This window comes from Nocardia sp. NPDC059229 (genome assembly GCF_042754165.1).
In the GTDB taxonomy this organism is placed as follows: domain Bacteria; phylum Actinomycetota; class Actinomycetes; order Mycobacteriales; family Mycobacteriaceae; genus Nocardia.
Genome location: NZ_JBHZAK010000008.1, coordinates 50,559 through 65,471 on the forward strand (window position 1 = coordinate 50,559; position 14,913 = coordinate 65,471).

General features: G+C 67.4%; 20 protein-coding genes. 10 read left to right on the plus strand and 10 right to left on the minus strand.

The features are described 5' to 3' along the window. Window positions 1-86: 86 nt before the first annotated feature. Window positions 87-920 carry an acyl-CoA thioesterase domain-containing protein gene (locus ACFXHE_RS19520; RefSeq protein WP_379384855.1) on the minus strand — a complete coding sequence of 278 codons (834 nt, stop codon included), beginning with the start codon at window positions 918-920 and terminating at the stop codon, window positions 87-89. A gap of 145 nt (window positions 921-1,065) precedes the next feature. Between ACFXHE_RS19520 and ACFXHE_RS19525 the strand changes: the two genes are divergently transcribed. The 3 genes from ACFXHE_RS19525 to ACFXHE_RS19535 all read left to right on the plus strand — a co-directional run bounded on the left by ACFXHE_RS19525 (window position 1,066) and on the right by ACFXHE_RS19535 (window position 2,551). Then, window positions 1,066-1,653: a hypothetical protein gene (locus tag ACFXHE_RS19525; protein ID WP_379384857.1), complete on the plus strand. Its 588-nt coding sequence runs from the start codon at window positions 1,066-1,068 to the stop codon at window positions 1,651-1,653. Between the two features lie 70 nt (window positions 1,654-1,723). Then, window positions 1,724-1,969, plus strand: a complete 246-nt coding sequence (locus tag ACFXHE_RS19530; RefSeq protein ID WP_379384859.1) for a hypothetical protein — start codon at window positions 1,724-1,726, stop codon at window positions 1,967-1,969. A gap of 333 nt (window positions 1,970-2,302) precedes the next feature. Next, window positions 2,303-2,551, plus strand: coding sequence for a hypothetical protein (locus ACFXHE_RS19535; protein WP_354849849.1), 249 nt, complete (start codon window positions 2,303-2,305; stop codon window positions 2,549-2,551). Window positions 2,552-2,674: 123 nt separating this feature from the next. Here the strand turns inward: ACFXHE_RS19535 and ACFXHE_RS19540 are convergent, their stop codons facing one another. Together ACFXHE_RS19540 and ACFXHE_RS19545 are read right to left on the minus strand one after the other, a co-directional pair. Then, window positions 2,675-3,562, minus strand: coding sequence for a helix-turn-helix domain-containing protein (locus tag ACFXHE_RS19540; protein WP_379384861.1), 888 nt, complete (start codon window positions 3,560-3,562; stop codon window positions 2,675-2,677). A gap of 86 nt (window positions 3,563-3,648) precedes the next feature. Further along, window positions 3,649-3,879, minus strand: a complete 231-nt coding sequence (locus tag ACFXHE_RS19545) for a DUF397 domain-containing protein (protein WP_357002634.1) — start codon at window positions 3,877-3,879, stop codon at window positions 3,649-3,651. A gap of 496 nt (window positions 3,880-4,375) precedes the next feature. On the opposite strand from ACFXHE_RS19545, the gene ACFXHE_RS19550 reads away from it, so the two are divergent. Then, window positions 4,376-4,567 (plus strand): hypothetical protein, encoded by a 192-nt coding sequence (locus tag ACFXHE_RS19550; protein ID WP_379384863.1) that lies wholly within the window; start codon window positions 4,376-4,378, stop codon window positions 4,565-4,567. A gap of 135 nt (window positions 4,568-4,702) precedes the next feature. Beyond that, on the plus strand, window positions 4,703-4,996 hold the full coding sequence (locus tag ACFXHE_RS19555) for a hypothetical protein (RefSeq protein ID WP_379384865.1): 294 nt from the start codon (window positions 4,703-4,705) through the stop codon (window positions 4,994-4,996). A 79-nt stretch (window positions 4,997-5,075) separates the two neighbouring features. On the opposite strand, the gene ACFXHE_RS19560 is transcribed toward ACFXHE_RS19555, so the two are convergent. Beyond that, window positions 5,076-5,852 carry a GntR family transcriptional regulator gene (locus ACFXHE_RS19560; protein WP_379384867.1) on the minus strand — a complete coding sequence of 259 codons (777 nt, stop codon included), beginning with the start codon at window positions 5,850-5,852 and terminating at the stop codon, window positions 5,076-5,078. A 174-nt stretch (window positions 5,853-6,026) separates the two neighbouring features. Between ACFXHE_RS19560 and ACFXHE_RS19565 the strand changes: the two genes are divergently transcribed. Beyond that, a complete protein-coding gene (locus ACFXHE_RS19565; RefSeq protein ID WP_379384869.1) occupies window positions 6,027-8,033 on the plus strand; it encodes an APC family permease in 2,007 nt (668 codons plus the stop codon). A 3-nt stretch (window positions 8,034-8,036) separates the two neighbouring features. Here the strand turns inward: ACFXHE_RS19565 and ACFXHE_RS19570 are convergent, their stop codons facing one another. Next, entirely contained in the window at window positions 8,037-8,741 is a 705-nt protein-coding gene (locus tag ACFXHE_RS19570; protein WP_379384871.1) for a polysaccharide deacetylase family protein, read from the minus strand. Window positions 8,742-8,748: 7 nt separating this feature from the next. Beyond that, a complete protein-coding gene (locus ACFXHE_RS19575; RefSeq protein ID WP_379384872.1) occupies window positions 8,749-9,108 on the minus strand; it encodes a winged helix-turn-helix transcriptional regulator in 360 nt (119 codons plus the stop codon). 59 nt (window positions 9,109-9,167) lie between these two features. Between ACFXHE_RS19575 and ACFXHE_RS19580 the strand changes: the two genes are divergently transcribed. Continuing rightward, window positions 9,168-9,944, plus strand: coding sequence for an SDR family oxidoreductase (locus tag ACFXHE_RS19580; protein ID WP_379384874.1), 777 nt, complete (start codon window positions 9,168-9,170; stop codon window positions 9,942-9,944). Between the two features lie 262 nt (window positions 9,945-10,206). Further along, a complete protein-coding gene (locus ACFXHE_RS19585; protein WP_379384876.1) occupies window positions 10,207-10,848 on the plus strand; it encodes a LysE family translocator in 642 nt (213 codons plus the stop codon). 37 nt (window positions 10,849-10,885) lie between these two features. On the opposite strand, the gene ACFXHE_RS19590 is transcribed toward ACFXHE_RS19585, so the two are convergent. Further along, window positions 10,886-11,008 carry a hypothetical protein gene (locus ACFXHE_RS19590; RefSeq protein WP_379384878.1) on the minus strand — a complete coding sequence of 41 codons (123 nt, stop codon included), beginning with the start codon at window positions 11,006-11,008 and terminating at the stop codon, window positions 10,886-10,888. Between ACFXHE_RS19590 and ACFXHE_RS19595 the strand changes: the two genes are divergently transcribed. Beyond that, a complete protein-coding gene (locus tag ACFXHE_RS19595; protein ID WP_354849816.1) occupies window positions 11,007-11,357 on the plus strand; it encodes a hypothetical protein in 351 nt (116 codons plus the stop codon). The genes ACFXHE_RS19590 and ACFXHE_RS19595 overlap by 2 nt on opposite strands. Here ACFXHE_RS19595 and ACFXHE_RS19600 read toward each other — a convergent pair. Further along, on the minus strand, window positions 11,354-11,713 hold the full coding sequence (locus ACFXHE_RS19600; RefSeq protein ID WP_379384880.1) for a hypothetical protein: 360 nt from the start codon (window positions 11,711-11,713) through the stop codon (window positions 11,354-11,356). The genes ACFXHE_RS19595 and ACFXHE_RS19600 overlap by 4 nt on opposite strands. Window positions 11,714-11,717: 4 nt before the next feature. After that, window positions 11,718-12,758 carry an oxygenase MpaB family protein gene (locus ACFXHE_RS19605; protein ID WP_379384882.1) on the minus strand — a complete coding sequence of 347 codons (1,041 nt, stop codon included), beginning with the start codon at window positions 12,756-12,758 and terminating at the stop codon, window positions 11,718-11,720. A 65-nt stretch (window positions 12,759-12,823) separates the two neighbouring features. Between ACFXHE_RS19605 and ACFXHE_RS19610 the strand changes: the two genes are divergently transcribed. Further along, a complete protein-coding gene (locus ACFXHE_RS19610; RefSeq protein ID WP_379384884.1) occupies window positions 12,824-13,483 on the plus strand; it encodes a TetR/AcrR family transcriptional regulator in 660 nt (219 codons plus the stop codon). Here ACFXHE_RS19610 and ACFXHE_RS19615 read toward each other — a convergent pair whose 3' ends face one another. Beyond that, window positions 13,484-14,863, minus strand: coding sequence for an FAD-dependent oxidoreductase (locus ACFXHE_RS19615; protein ID WP_379384886.1), 1,380 nt, complete (start codon window positions 14,861-14,863; stop codon window positions 13,484-13,486). It lies immediately after the preceding gene. Window positions 14,864-14,913: the final 50 nt, after the last annotated feature.

Genomic DNA, 14,913 nt, shown 5'->3' on the forward strand with positions numbered 1-14,913 from the left:
GAGCCTACTGGGACACTCTGATCCGCACTCCGGACTTGTCCGTTCGACGCCACATCGAGACCGGCCCGTGCCCGGAGGGTCGTGTTTCACATCCTCCGGCGCATCACCATGTCCAGCTGCGCATTGCTGATCTGGCGACCGGCATTGGACACCGAGGTGACCATGCAGCTGCCGAAGGAGCCGATCCGGTCGAACAGCGTCGCGACGCCGACCGCCAGGCCGAGCTCGCTGAAATGGCTGTCGGCCTGCACGCCGATCTCGGTGCCCTCGGGCTGACGGGAAAGGCCCAGCGTCATATCGGTATTGATGAACCCGATGCCCTTGTCACCCCAGTTGGTCATCATGCTGGTGGCCTCGGCCACCACCCCGACCCGCACGAACGGGGTCAGCTCCTCGCCGGTCACCACCCGGATCGGGTTCTGCCAGGTGCGTTTCCGGAGGTTGTTCTCATGCTCGGTGGGTATCGAGCTCCACACCGGCGAGTCCTCCCCGCTGTTGAACAGCGGCGTCTGCGGCAGCGGCGAGGGCGGCGCGATCTCCAGTGACGGCGGCTGCGGCTCCCGCTCCCGGTGCCACAGCTCCCCCGGCGGCTGCTCGGCGGGCTGCAGCAGCACCGCGGTGGCACGCGCGGCCACCGTGCCGCCCTGCACCACGCTCACGTCCGCGACCCGGATCCGGCGGCCGTCGCGCACCCGCACGGTCGGGGTGGTGGTGTGCTCGAAGCGCGCCGCGCTGAACAGGTCCACGGTCAGCCGCACCGGCACGAACCCGTCGGTGGCATGCGCGCGTTCGAGCTCGCGGGCCAGCAGGCCGGTCAGGGCCGGGCCGACCACCTGCGCCGAGGACCACTGGCTCGCCGCGAACGGCGTCGGGAAGAAACCGCCGTCCACCTCGTCGAAATACGCGGGCACATCCACCACGGCACCGGCTCCCGTCCACTCAGGTTGATCGATCCACTTCTTTTCAGAGCTAACACACGCGTGGAACCCGTATCAATCCAGGGCCCGCTGGCCGGGCCGGCGGCGGTTCCGGATTAGCCCGCGAGACCACGGGTACGCCATCGCTATGGTCCGCACCATCGACCGGCTGCTCGGCACCCTGACGCTCACCGTGCAGGTCCTGCAGGACAACGACATTCCCTGTGCGCTCACCGGCGACTGCGCGGTCTACGCGCGCGGCGGGCCGGTCACCGGCCCGCACTCCGAGATCGACGTGCTGCTGCTGCCCGCGGACGTGGCCCGCGGGCAGCGCCTGCTGGCCGCCGCGGGACTGCGGCCGCCGCTGCCGGCCGCCGACGCCGAGCGGACCACGCTGTACGACCGCGATATTCGCGTCGATCTGGTGTTCCGCCCCAACTACCGTCCCGTCACCGATGAACTGCTGGCGCGGGCGGAGCGGCTGCTCATCGGGTCGATCGCCGCGCCCGTGGTGACCGTCGCGGACTTCCTGGTGGACGAGCTCACCGTGCCCGATCCACAGCGGCTGGATTTCACCCGGCTGTTGCACATCGCGCGGGATTTGCGCGCCCAGGTCGATTGGGGGCGGGTGCGGGCCGAAACCGCGGCCTCGCCCTATGCGCGCGCGTTCCTCGGCCTGCTGGACGATCTGGGTATCACCGACGGCCGGTGTGAACACGGGTCTACAGCGGTGTGATTCGCCCGAACCGGCCCGGGTATCCAGTTGTTATCGGCTCTGCAATACCCCCGGAGAAAGGACAGTGTTGATGCCTGTCACTCCGCCCGCCTACGACGACACCCGTAATCTCCCGGGACCGATTCTGGCCGCGGCCGGAATCGTCGCGATCGCTTTGACTTTGACGACCGCCGGCTACGGTGCGCTCACCTGGAGTGCGCTGTGCGGGCTCGCCGGCGCGGTGTGTCTGCGTTTCGGAATCGGCCTGATGATCATCGAACATCGCCGGCTCAAAGCCGCGATGCGGCGAGGCGCCGCGCGTCAGGGAAGAGTTTGAGCACCTCGAGGGCCGAGTTTGATCTTCCGCTAATTCCTGGATAAATCGGAACAGTCCATTCTCGCCGGAACTTTCGATCGGAAGTACTGGAAAAGCCCTGCTCGGGGGCGATTGCAACCTTTTGCCAACCCTCGTATCGCAAACTCATAGCACACCGAAAAATGCTCTGGCGCTGCGAATTCGATGTTGCAGATGTACTTGCATCTGCGCAATGCACGGTCATAGACTCATCGTGCAAGGCACCAATAAGGGGACAACCAGAGAGCCGAGCGGTGAATCACCGGCGATTCTTCGCCCACGGTTAGCCGTCGGCCTGGCGTCAGGGGCGTTCGAATGAATCAGCCAATCAACCTCAGCCGACTCGGGTTTGCCGACAGAAGTCAGCCGGAGCAAACCTATTCACGTGAGACGGCAACCGCTTTCGTCATCCGCCAGGTCGAATCCACTGGAGCGGCCACTCGGTATGATTTCGACATCGAGCGGATCGTCACCACGGCGCACGCCATGGTGAACGACTGGGATCTGCACTGCATGCAACCGGAGGCGTTCTGGCGCATCGCCTCCAGTTTCATCAGGCAGTAATCCGAATCCGGCCGTGCCGCAGGCCGACTCGTCAGGTCGACGGCACGCTGATAGGGGCCCCGCGAGGGGCCCCTTATCCATGTGTACGGACCTTCCGTCCGCGGCTGGGGACCAGCCCGGAGCTCAGCCGAGCTCCGCAGCAATCCGCGCCAGCTCTTTGCGGGAGCGCTCCGGCGGCTCCGCCTGCACGCTCAGCTGATCCATGACCTGACGGTAGAGCTCCAGATCCTGGCGGCGATCCAGGTACAGCGCGCTGGTCAACTGCTCGAGGTAGACGATGTCGGGGAGTTCGGTCTCAGCGAAGCGGAGCATGGTGAACGAACTTCCCGCAGCCGCATGGCCACCCGCCGCGTAGGGCAGCACCTGGATGGTCACATTGGGCAATTTGGACATGTCGATGAGGTGCTCGATCTGGCCGCGCAGCACGCCGGGACCGCCCACGGGACGGTGCAGCACCGCCTCGTCCAGCACGGCCCAGAAACTCGGCGCGCCGTCGCGGGTGAGTAGCTCCTGGCGGCGCCGGCGCAGCGAGACGCGGCGCTCTCCATCCGCATCGTGCCCGAGGGCGACGATCGAGCGAGCGTAGTCCGGGGTCTGCAGCAGACCCGGGACCAGCTGACCCTCATAGGTACGAATGGATTTCGCCGCGTGCTCGAGGCCGAGATAGGTTTCGAACCAGGGCGGCAGCAGGTCGCTGTAGCGATGCCACCACCCCGGCTGATTCGCCTTACGAACCAGTTCGAGGAACTGTTCGCGCTCACCGGGATCGTCAACGCCGTACAGCGCCAACAGATCCCGGATATCGCGCTCCTTGAATCCGGTCCGCCCCAGTTCCAGACGACTGATCTTCGCGTGCGAACCGCGGATGTGGTCACCCGCGGCCTCGCGTGTAATTCCACTGAGTTCCCTCAGCTTCCGTAGCTGGCTGCCGACCGCGATACGCAGTGCAGTCGGGCCACGTTCGGCGACAGCGGAATCCGCCCGATCGTGGGCAACGGGTTCTGCGATCATGGGGTCCACTCCGATGCTCGGGTTTGCCGGCAGTGGACTCACAACCGCTTGTCGCGAACCACCGCGCCGATTGCCAATGCTACCGCTCAGCGCGCGAGGTCGTCGAATTCTCCACTCTTCGCGCCGCGCAGGAACGCGTCGATCTCGGGCCGCGTGTACACGATCAGCGAGCCCTCGGGGTCTCGGGAGTTGCGTACGGCCACTTGCCCATCGGCCATGGGAGCCATCTCCACGCAGTTTCCACTGGGATTGCTGAAGGTGCTCTTGCGCCACAACAGGTTCGAGCGATCGATCGGGGTTGCCGAGATGTCCGTCATTTCAGACTCCTTGCCAGTACCGCCCGCAGACGGTGGTCCCAGTACTTGCAAATGTTCGATCAGGTGTACTTACAGTTGCAACCGCAAACACGACGATAGCACGCAGATTGCTCGCTATCGATGCCTCGGAGCGGCACATCCTTTGCAACACAACAGGTTTGATCTTGGTTCACCGAAAAGCCGAGCGAAGTTGCGAAGGATTTCAGACAATCCCGGCTAGTTGGTCCCGTTCGTCCGATTACTCCGGGAACCATGCGTCCGAAAAGTCACGTGACGCGGACATCCTGCGAGGGCAGTGGATTATCCTGCGGGGACAGCGGATTCGAGACCCGTGGCGACATCGGGTCGCATCCGCAGAGATACCGGGTCGCGGCCGTGGAGAAACCCGGTCGCGCCCAGGGAGACACCGGATTCGAGCGTGCAGATGTGCTTGCATCTGCACGATCCGAGCTCCTAAACTCGGTGGATCATCCCCCCAATCGGCCAGAGGCATCCCATGACGCAGATGCTCGCCCGTTCCACCGATGTCGCAGCTCGCTGCGATAGTCCCGGTGATTGTGCGGTCGAACCACGCACCCTCACCTATCGTCAGGCCCGCACCATCCTGCGCGCGCACGATCAGCACTTCGCGTGCCGGCAGTATCTGGCGGCCATCGCCTATCTGTCCGCGGACAACGACGTGGACTGAGTGCGCCGGGCGCGCGCACTATTGCATTCGCGTGTCCACGCCCGATGACCGATCAGAGCGCGACTTCCCTTGCGCGGCACCGTCTCCGGCGAGTACCCCGGAGGTGGACATGCCATCACGTGGAAGAGCGCCGCGATGTTTCTTACTGCCGCCCACGAGTTGCTGACTCAGCTTCAGCACGCGCAGATCTTCGATCCGACTCCCGAGACGCCGCCGGTGGCCGACAAGCTGCTGCGCCTGGTCCGGTATTTCACCTGGTTCGTGCTGCTCTCCGGGGTGCTGGCCATCACCTACGCGGGTGGCCGCTTCGCCTGGGAGAAGTGGAGCGGCGGCGGGGTGCAGGCGCCCAAGCAGGTCGCGGGCGCGCTCATCGGCGGCATTGTCGCGACGAGCGCGGGCACCATCATGAACGCCGTGATCGGGCAATAATTTCTGCCAAGCGGGGTTGTCTGAGACGAAACCGACCCGTCGGATTTGAAACGGGCGTGATCGGGTCGGTCCAGCCCCTTCAGGCCGTCGCGGCCACCTCGCCGGCCGACTCGGCCCCGGCCGCGCCGACCAGTTCCTCGAAGCGCGCCACCACCTTCCGGTGGTACATGCCGAACAGATCCTCGAACAGCGCCAGTTGCGCCTGACTCGGCCCGCTGTCGGACTCCCACACCGCGACCAGCGCCCGCCACACCAGCACGTGCAGATCCGGCGAGACCGCGAAGTAGGCCTCGACCGCCTCCGGCACCTCCAGCACCATCTCGCCGATGGAGTTGAGCACCGCGCGCTGCACCGTGTGCCCGAGCGCGGTGAGCAGCCGGCGCAGCAGCCCGAGCTCGATGCTCAGCATGCGGTGCGGATCCGGGTCCGCGCCGCGCGCAAGGGTTTCCAGTTCGTCGATCTCGTCCTTGAGGACCGCCGGATCGAGGGCGCGCTCGCCGCCGGTGTACGTGAGCAGCGCCTCGAGCGCGATGCCGCGTTCCTCGTCGACGATATTGCCGAACATGTCGGCGGCGATCTCCGGATCCGGCATGGACAGCCGGAACAGCCGGCGATACACATCGACGCCGCCCTCGGCGCGCACATCGCGGATGACGAACCCCTTGCCGCGGTACGCGTCCACGAATCCATAGGATTCGAGGCGGCCCAGAATCAATTGCGCCGTCGCACGATTCAGGTCGAATTCGTCGGCGACCTGGCGGACGGACGGCATCAGACCACCGGGCTCGTACTCCCCGGATGCCACGCGGCGTGCCAACTCGTCGGCAACGTCGGCGACGACCGTCCGGTCTCCCATCGTGTCACCTCTCCATAAATCCTCGACTACGTCCCAGACAGTCTAGGTGGTTGTTCGATCAACTGCACAAGTCTCGAAACTCGCAAGAGAAAGCACCGGACTGTTCAGTATCTTTACGAAATCCATACGGCATGGGGTTCCGATTCATGCGGTTTTCCGCCCTAGGCTCCGAGCGTGGTTTCACCGATCGACGTAGCCAAACGACTCGTGCTCGGACGCCCGTTTCGCAGCGATCGGCTCGGGGAGACCCTGCTGCCCAAACGACTCGCGCTGCCCATTTTCGCCAGTGACCCACTGTCGTCGGTCGCCTACGCCACGCAGGAGATCCTGCTCATTCTGACCCTGGGCGGTCTGGCCTACCTCCACTTCACCCCGGTGGTGGCCGCGGGCGTGGTGGTGCTGCTGGCGGTGGTGGCGCTGTCGTATCGGCAGGTGGTGCAGGCGTATCCGTCCGGCGGCGGCTCCTACGAGGTGGTGGCCGAGAACCTGGGAGCGCTGCCCGGCCTGGTCGTGGCGGCGGCACTGCTGGTCGACTATGTCATGACCGTCGCGGTATCGGTGGCCGCCGGAGTGGACAACATCATTTCCGCCATTCCGGATCTGAATCCGTACCGGGTGGCCGTCAATCTCGCATTCATCGTTTTCCTGACCGCGATGAATCTGCGCGGCGTCCGGGAATCCGGGCGGGCTTTCGCGATTCCCACCTACGGATTCGTGCTCGGCGTGTTCGCGCTCATCGTGGTAGGGCTGGGCCAGACACTGCTCGGGCACACGCCGGTGGCGGAGAGCGCGCACTATCAGATTCACGCCGAGCAGGTCGGGCTCTCGACCGCGGGCGTGGCGTTCCTGCTGTTACGGGCGTTCTCCTCCGGATGTACCGCGCTGACCGGCGCCGAGGCCATCTCGAACGGGGTGCCCGCGTTCCGGAAGCCCAAGGCGCTCAATGCCGCCCGCACCATGACCGCCATGGGCGTCATCGCCATCGCCATGTTCTCGGGCGTCACGGCGCTGGCCATGATCACCAAGACCCGGGTGGTCGAAAATACCTGCGATCTCATCGGATTCGAGGGCGACTGCCGGACCGACGCGCAGAAGACCGTCATCGCGCAGATCTCGGCCGCGGTGTTCGGCGGGCACAGCATCGCCTTCTACTACCTGATGGTGACCACGGCGCTGATCCTGGTCCTGGCCGCCAACACCGCCTACAACGGCTTCCCGCTGCTGAATTCGATCCTGGCGCAGCGGCGCTACATGCCGCGGCAGCTGCACACCCGCGGGGACCGGCTGGCCTTCTCCAACGGCATCATTCTGCTGGCGGTGGTGGCCGGCGGGCTCATCTACGCCTTCGACGGGTCCACCACGCGACTCATCCAGCTCTACATCATGGGCGTGTTCACGTCGTTCACACTGTGCCAGACGGGCATGGTCAGGCATTGGAACAAGGAGCTGCGCACCGTCGACAGCCGGGCCGAGCGCCTGCGAATCCACCGGGCGCGCTTCATCAATGCCTTCGGCGCCTGCTTCACCGGGGTGGTGCTGGTGGTCGTCATGATCACCAAATTCACCCATGGCGCGTACCTGGTGGTCATCGCCATGCCGGTGCTGGTGGCGATCATGTGGCTGATCCACCGGCACTACTCGTCGGTGCGGGTCGAACTGGAGATCGACCGGGACGATCTGGAGACGCTGCCGGGGCGGGTGCACGCGCTGGTACTGGTGTCGGGCTGGCACAAGGCGACCCAGCGTGCGGTGCAGTTCGCGCGCGCCACCAGGCCCGACACCTTGACCGCGGTGACCGTGAACGTGGACGACGCCGACACCCGCCACCTCGCCCAGGACTGGGAGACCTACCAGGTCGGGATTCCGCTGAAGGTCATCGAATCGCCGTATCGCGAAATCACCCGGCCGGTGCTGGAAGAGATCAAACGCCAGCGGAAGTCGCGGCCACGCGATGTGGTGAGCGTGTTCATCCCCGAGTACGTGGTCGGGCGCTGGTGGGAGAACCTGCTGCACAACCAGAGTTCGCTGCGGCTCAAGGCGCGGTTGCTGTTCGAGCCGGGGGTGATGGTGACCAGTGTGCCGTGGCAGTTGCGTTCCTCGCACGCGCGGGCCATGCCGCGGGAAGCGCACACGGCCGGTGAGATCCGGCGCGGTATCACCGGATCCGGCGACGCGGCCTGAGCGCTAGCGCGCGAGCAGCTGGGAGACCGTGACGAAGCGGTAGCCCTGATCCTGCAGCGCCCGGGCGATGCGGGGAATGGCGGCGAGCGAGGGACCGCCGGTCGCATACATGGTGTGCAGCAGGATGATCGAGCCCGGGCGCACCTTCGACAGGGTCTCCGCCACGATCTGGTCGGTGGTCGGCGCCTTGCCGGAGTCGGGCTCGACGTCCCAGGTGACCGTGGTGCGATCGTGGCGGGACAGATACCAGGGCAGGGCGAAGAGCTTCTTGCCGTTGGGCGGCCGGAACGTGATCGGGCCCCGGTAGCCGGTTTTCGCGATCTCGGCGTCGGTGCGCTCCACCTCGTCGCGGACGAAGCCGGGGGTCACGAAGACCATGCGCTGGTGGTGGTAGGTGTGATTGCCGATCTCGTTGCCGGAGGCGGCGATGGCCCGGCCCTGGTCGGGATGGGCGGCCAGTTCGCCGCCGATGAGGTAGAAGGTGGCCGGAATGCCCGCGTCGGCAAGGGTTTTCAGGATCTCGGGGGTGCGCTCGCCGGGGCCGTCGTCGAGGGTGAGGGCGACGATCTTGTCGGTGGTGTCGACGCGCGGCACGATGCGGCCGGTCACCTGGTAGGTGCGTGAGTTCATCAGGGTGTACAACCCGACGGAGATCAGGGCCAGCACCACCAGCGTGAGCGCGCCGCCGATGAGCAGCCTGCGTTTCATCCCGTTCCTACGCCTCGTCCTCGCCCCCCGCGCGCTCGAGGCTACCTGCCCAGCGCTCCGACCACCGCCAAACCCGTGCCAGGGCGTCGCCCAATTCCACTCCGGCAGTGGTCAATTCGTAGGACTTGTCCGGCTTCTTGTCCACCACACCGGCTTCCACCAGCCGCTGCAGTCGCACCGACAGCATGCTCGACGAGCAGTTGCCCATGCGCCGGCGCAGTTCCAGGAAACCGAGTGGGCCGGGCTCGAGTTCCCAGATCACGCGCAGCATCCAGCGCTGGCCGAGCAGGTCCATGGCGGCCAGTAGCGGGGTCGCGGAGGCGTCTGCGCGGCTGTTGGCGGGGGGTGGCTGACTTGCGCTTCTCATTTCGAAGTACCAATCTAGTGCTTCTGGATTAGAAGCAACTCACTGGATGGAGGTCGCTGATGGCGACAACGGATACCCGGCGGCGCATCGTCCTGGTCACCGGAGCCTCCCGGGGCATCGGTGCGGAAACCGCGAGGGTGCTGGCCGCCCGAGGCGACCACGTGGTGATCAACTACCGCGAGAAGCGCAAACGCGCGGAGACCCTGGCCGCCGAGATCGCCGCCGCGGGCGGCAGCGCGTCGGTGGCAGGGGCGGATATCGCCGACCCGGACAGCGCGCGGGCCCTCATCGACGGGGTGATCGCCGAGTTCGGGCGGGTGGATGTGCTGGTGCTCAACGCCTCCGGCGGATTGGAACGCGACGCCGCCCCCGGCTACGCCATGCTCCTCAACCGCGACGCCCAGACTCGCCTGACCCGGCTTGCGCTGCCGCACCTGCCCGAGGGCGGTCGCATCGTCTTCGTCACCAGCCACCAGGCCCACTTCTCCCCCACCCGCGAGGTCCCGCCCGGCTACGAGCCCATCGCCGCGAGCAAGCGCGCCGGCGAGGACGCCCTGCGGGCCATGACCGGCGAATTCACCAGCCGCGGTATCGGTTTCACCGTGGTGTCGGGCGACATGATCGACGGCACCATCATCGTGCGCCTGCTCGAACGCCGGGACCCCGATGCCGTCACCGCACGGCGTGACCAGGGCGACCTGCCGACCGTCGAGGACTTCGCCACCGCCGTCGCCAACGCGACCACCCTCGAAACCCCATCCGGCCACACGGTGTACGTCGGCGGACAGGACTATCTCTCCGAGGCAGTCAGCGCACAGGCCACCTCGCAAGGCTGACTCTTCGTCCGCGCCGCGGCGTGGCGATCCGCCCGCGCCCGAGGCGGCACAGCAGGCCTACATGTCCCGAAGCGGCGCATCAGGCCGGATGCTCGGAGGGACGAGGTGGCGCGCACCGGAGCATGGCAGACGGCGGCGAGGGTCGGGGTCCGGCAGGGCGAATGATGGCGTGTCGTGGCGAGACTCGCCGGTTGGGGTGCGAAGTCGGCTCGTGCGGCGGAATCCGCTGGCCCGGCCGGGGCGGCGGTGACAGCATCGACGGATGCCGCATTGGATCGAAGTACTTCCCGCCTTCACGCTCGCCTGTTTGATTCTGGCTGCGCTGCCGGGTCCGGCGACCGCGCTGTTCCTGCAGCGGTCGGTGCGGGACGGCCGGGCCGCCGGGCTGGCGGCGGTGGCGGGCAATGAGATCGGCATCTTCGGCTGGACACTGGCGGGCGGCGCGGGGCTGTCGGCGCTGCTGGTGGCCAACCGGGTGCTGAATGTGGGCATCCATCTGCTCGGAGCGGTCGTGCTGGTGTGGCTCGGCATCCAGGCCTGGCGCGGATCGCGGGGGGACGACGCCTTCGGCGCCGCGCTGACCTCGGCCCTGCCCGGCGGCCGCACCCCGGCCTCCGCCTTCCGGGCATCGCTGATCTCCATTGCCGCCAACCCGAAGGCCGCGGTCTTCGGCCTGACGATCCTCCCCCAATTCCTACCCGCGAGCGGACCGGTCCTCCCCACGGTCCTGATCCTGGCCGTCATCCAGCTGGCCATCGACACCACCTGGTGCATCGGCGTCGTCCTCGCCGCCGACCGAGCCGGAACCTGGCTGCGCCGCACCGGAATCCGCCGCCGCATCGAACGCACCCTCGCCGCCATCCTCGTCGGCCTGGGTCTCGGGCTGGCCGCCGACGCCCGCTGACCACGCACCCCGCCGGCGCGGCAGCATCCGGTGGAGCTCAGGGGGGCGAATCACACGGGACGAAGAGGTGGTGTTCGGCGTGGCAGGGGGTGGCGTGCAGGACGACCATGGTGGTATCGGCGGGTGCGGATCGGGCGCTGAGCGGAGGTGGTGTGGTCATGGTGAACGATGTGGAGAAGCGGTGGAATGATCCCTCGATGTTGCGGCATGCGACCACCTATGTGCTGGCCGTGCTCGGCGGGACCGCGGTTGTCGCGGTCGTCGTGCTGGTTTGGGCGGCGGCGCGGCCTGCGTGCCTGAATGCCGGGTCGAGTCTGTGTGATGGCACCTCGCGGGTGGTGGTGGGGCTGGGGCCGGGTGGGGTTTTGCTGTTCGGGGGGATCGGGGCGTTGGTGATCGCGTTCCGGGCGTGGCGGGCGGAGCGAGCGTGGCCGATCTGGCAGGGGGCGGCGTGGTTTTTGTTCACGATCATGGTCGTGTACCTGAGCATTGCCGGGACGCAGGGTTAGGGATCAGACGGGGCAGTGGGCGGCTTCGGCAGCGGTGTCGTGGTGGTCGAAGGGCGTGCCCCGGATGCCGACGCGGGCGGCGAGGTAGCGGGCCAAGCGCCCCACGTTCGCCGGAGCATCGCGCGGACCTGGGCGTGCATGAGCCGGACCCGGACGGTGTGGTCGGCCATCATCCGGGCGCGCGGGGTGTCGGCGGGCTCGGGGCGCACGTCGATCCACGGACCCAGCATGGCCTTTCGCGGTCGGAACCACAGCTCCGAGGGCACGGCGCGCGGCGGTGGCGGGCGCAGCGGCAGACCCGGGCGGTAGTAGTAGTCGCAGGGATGCGACGGTGTCGCTTCGAGACCCTCGGTCATGGCGTCAAAACCCTGTCAGCTGGCGGAATCTGGTGATCGAGTCGGCGCCGCGGTCGGCGTGGACCGGGCAGTAGTGCTTGCGGTCTGCGCGGTGTCCGGCGGCGGGCCATAGCATTTCGGGTGCTTCGGGCGGCGGCAGCCACGCGGGACGTTTCCCGGCCACGCGGCGGCGAGCGGCGTGGATGCGGGGGAAGAAGTATTTGACCGAGTCGGGTGTCACCCGGTTCATGGCCGACAGTGTCCGGCACAGCCGGTCGAAGCGGCGCTGGTCGCGGGCGGTCCAGGTGAACCCCATGGTGTGGCGGATCTCCGGATCGCACAGGCCGATGGTGACGAATCGGTAGAACTGTCCGCCGGCCGGGCGGATCAGGTGTTCCCACAGCGGTTTCGGCAGCCGCCGGACCAGCGGGAACGGCGGCACCGGCACGGTGTCCACGAGATGGAAGACATCCCGGGCGGCCTTGGTCGGTTCCAGGGTGTCGCGGCACATGTCGCGCCAATAACGTTGGAAGGCGGGCCAGCTCGGCGGCACCACCCGCATGCTCATGCCGTACAGCTCGTACCAGCGGTAGTGCTCGCGCCAGAGTTGTTCGCGGCCGGCCTCGCTCAGCCCGCCCATGAACAGGTCTGCGGCGCGCAGGTTCTGGACGAAGAACACCGCGTGCGCCCAGTAGAAGGTGCCGGGATCCAGGGCGTGATATCGGCGCCCGTGCGCGTCGACGCCCTTGATGTCACGGTGGTATCCGACGATCTCGCGTGCCGTGTCGCGGGCGCGGTCACCGTCGAACACCACCCCGTAGATCGGGTACAGCGAGCGCAGGATCCGCTGATAGAACTCGTCGTGGATCTCGGAGTGGAATTCCACGCCGGCCCCGAGTCCGGGATGCATGTTCTGCACCATGCCGACGAACAGGGCGCTGGGCAGAAAGTACAGCGACCCGAAGGTCTGCCAGGTCAGCGTTTCCGGCCCGAGCGGCAAAGGATCGCGTCGACGAGGGTGCGCCGGTTCCTTGCCCTGGTCCGACACCGCGCTGTGTGACACCATGTTTCCACGCTGACACGACTATTCACTCGCATTCAATTCGCATTCCGAATCTCGCCCCGAACGCCATGCCATCGAAGCGCCGCACCCCGAAAACGCCCGCGCCACCGCCGCGCCGCACCCCGCAGCAGGAACGCTCACGCGCCATGGTGGCCCGCATTGTCGACGCCGGGCAGCAGGTGCTGATCATCCACGGCTACGACGGCGCCTCCACCAATCGGATTGCCGCCGCGGCGAATATCAGCCCGGGCTCGCTGTATCAGTACTTCCCGAACAAGGACGCGGTGGTGGCGGCGGTGATCGAGCGCTACACCCGCGACGTGGCCGAGCGGGTCCGGGCGCGGGTGCTGTCGAATATCGGCAGACCGCCGGAAGTGTCGGTGCCGGAGACCATTTCGTATCTGATGGACGCCCTGGGCAATGACCGCGAGCTGCTGCGCGCAGTCGTCGAGCAGACTCCACGGCTGGGTGCGGACTGGCCGGTGGTGGCGTTCGAGCAGCAGATCGGTGAGCTGGCCCGGGTGGCGCTGTCCCTGCGGCCGTATCCGATTCCGGCCGAGGTGGACGCCGATGCAGCGGCCTGGATGCTGGTGCGCACGGTCGAGCATCTGACCATCCGCTACCTGCTCGACGCTCCGCCCATTCCCCGTGAGCGGTTCCTGGCCGACATCACGCGGCTGATCCTGAACTTCTTCCGGGAGCCGCCGGTGCGAGCAGAACGCGAGTAATCAAACCGCTTGGCCGACACGGCGGGCGGCGGGCAGGGCCAGCAGCAGATCCACGGCCTTCGCCGCGCTCTGGGCGGCACTCTCCATCGTTGCCGACCAGTCGGTTCGGGTCCAATCCCCCGCCAGCACCAGCGTCGGCACCGAGGTGCGCTGCCCCGGCCGCAGCCCATCGGTCCCGACCACCTGCGAGAACGTGGCCCGTGGCATCGGAACCACCTGTGCGTGCACCACTTTCGAGTCCGCGGCGTCGGGATAGTAGCGCCGCAGCAGCGCCATCTGCTCGTCCACCACCGCGTGGTGCGGCTTGTGGATCTGCTCGTAGGCGCCGCTGGTGGTCAGGCAGTACAGCCAGCCATCGAGGGTGCCGCGTCCGTGCATGCGCTGCCGGTCGAACACCTCGTCGATGATCCCCGCCCCGCCGATGAGCGCCTCCATGGCGGCCTTGGTGCCGAGTGGGCGATCGAGGTAGAGGTTGGTGCTGACGATCGGGGTGTAGCCGAGTTTGTCGGCGGCCGAATAGATCCGGTCGTGCTCGGGTAGCTCGTCGAGCAGGCCGCCGATGTAGGAGTTGGGCACGGCGCACACCACCGCGTCGGCGGGCTGCACCTCGCCGCCGGCCAGCACCACACCGGTCACCGCGCCGTCCGCAATGCGAATGCGCCGGGCCACCGCCCGGTGTCGCACCTGCACCCCGTGCCGGTCGAACACCCGCTGCGCGCCGGAGACGAGCAGGGTGTCGAGGTCGGTGGTGGGATAGCCGATGCCGACGGGCCGCAAATGCCTGACGCCCAGCCGGATTCCGGTGGCCAGTACGTCGGCGAACACCTTGGCCGATTCCTGCCGCACCGGTTCGGCGGCGATGCCCAGCGCCAGCCAATCCCACAGCGCCTCCCGCGCGGTGGCGGGCATGCCGAGCCGCCGGAACCACTGGTCGGTGGTGAGGTCGGCCAGATCACCGGGCTGACGCAGGCATTGCCACCCCATCCGGAGGGTGGCCGTGGCCGCGCGCAGCCGGTCGCCGGTGCTCGCGTCGGGATGCGCGCCGAACAGGGCCCGCAGCGCGGGAAAACCGGTGGTGCCCATGATCGCGGTGCGCCCGCCGGGCCAGCGCAGGACGCCCTGCTGCGGGAAGGTCACGTACTGGCGGGTGCCGACGCTGGTCAGGTATCGGAAAAGATGCTCGTAGCCGCTGGCGATCACATGCTGGCCGTTGTCGGGGATGTCGCGCAGCGGTGCGACCTCCAGCGCGTGGGTGCGGCCGCCGAGGCGTCCGCGCCGTTCCAGGAGCGTGACCTGCTTGCCGGCTTCGGCCAGCCAGACCGCCGACGCCAATCCCGCCAGTCCCCCGCCGATGACCACGTAGCGCCGCGGATCGTTCATGTTCGCCCCTCGAACCATAGCCTGCACCAAGAAAGCTACGCCCGCCGTGC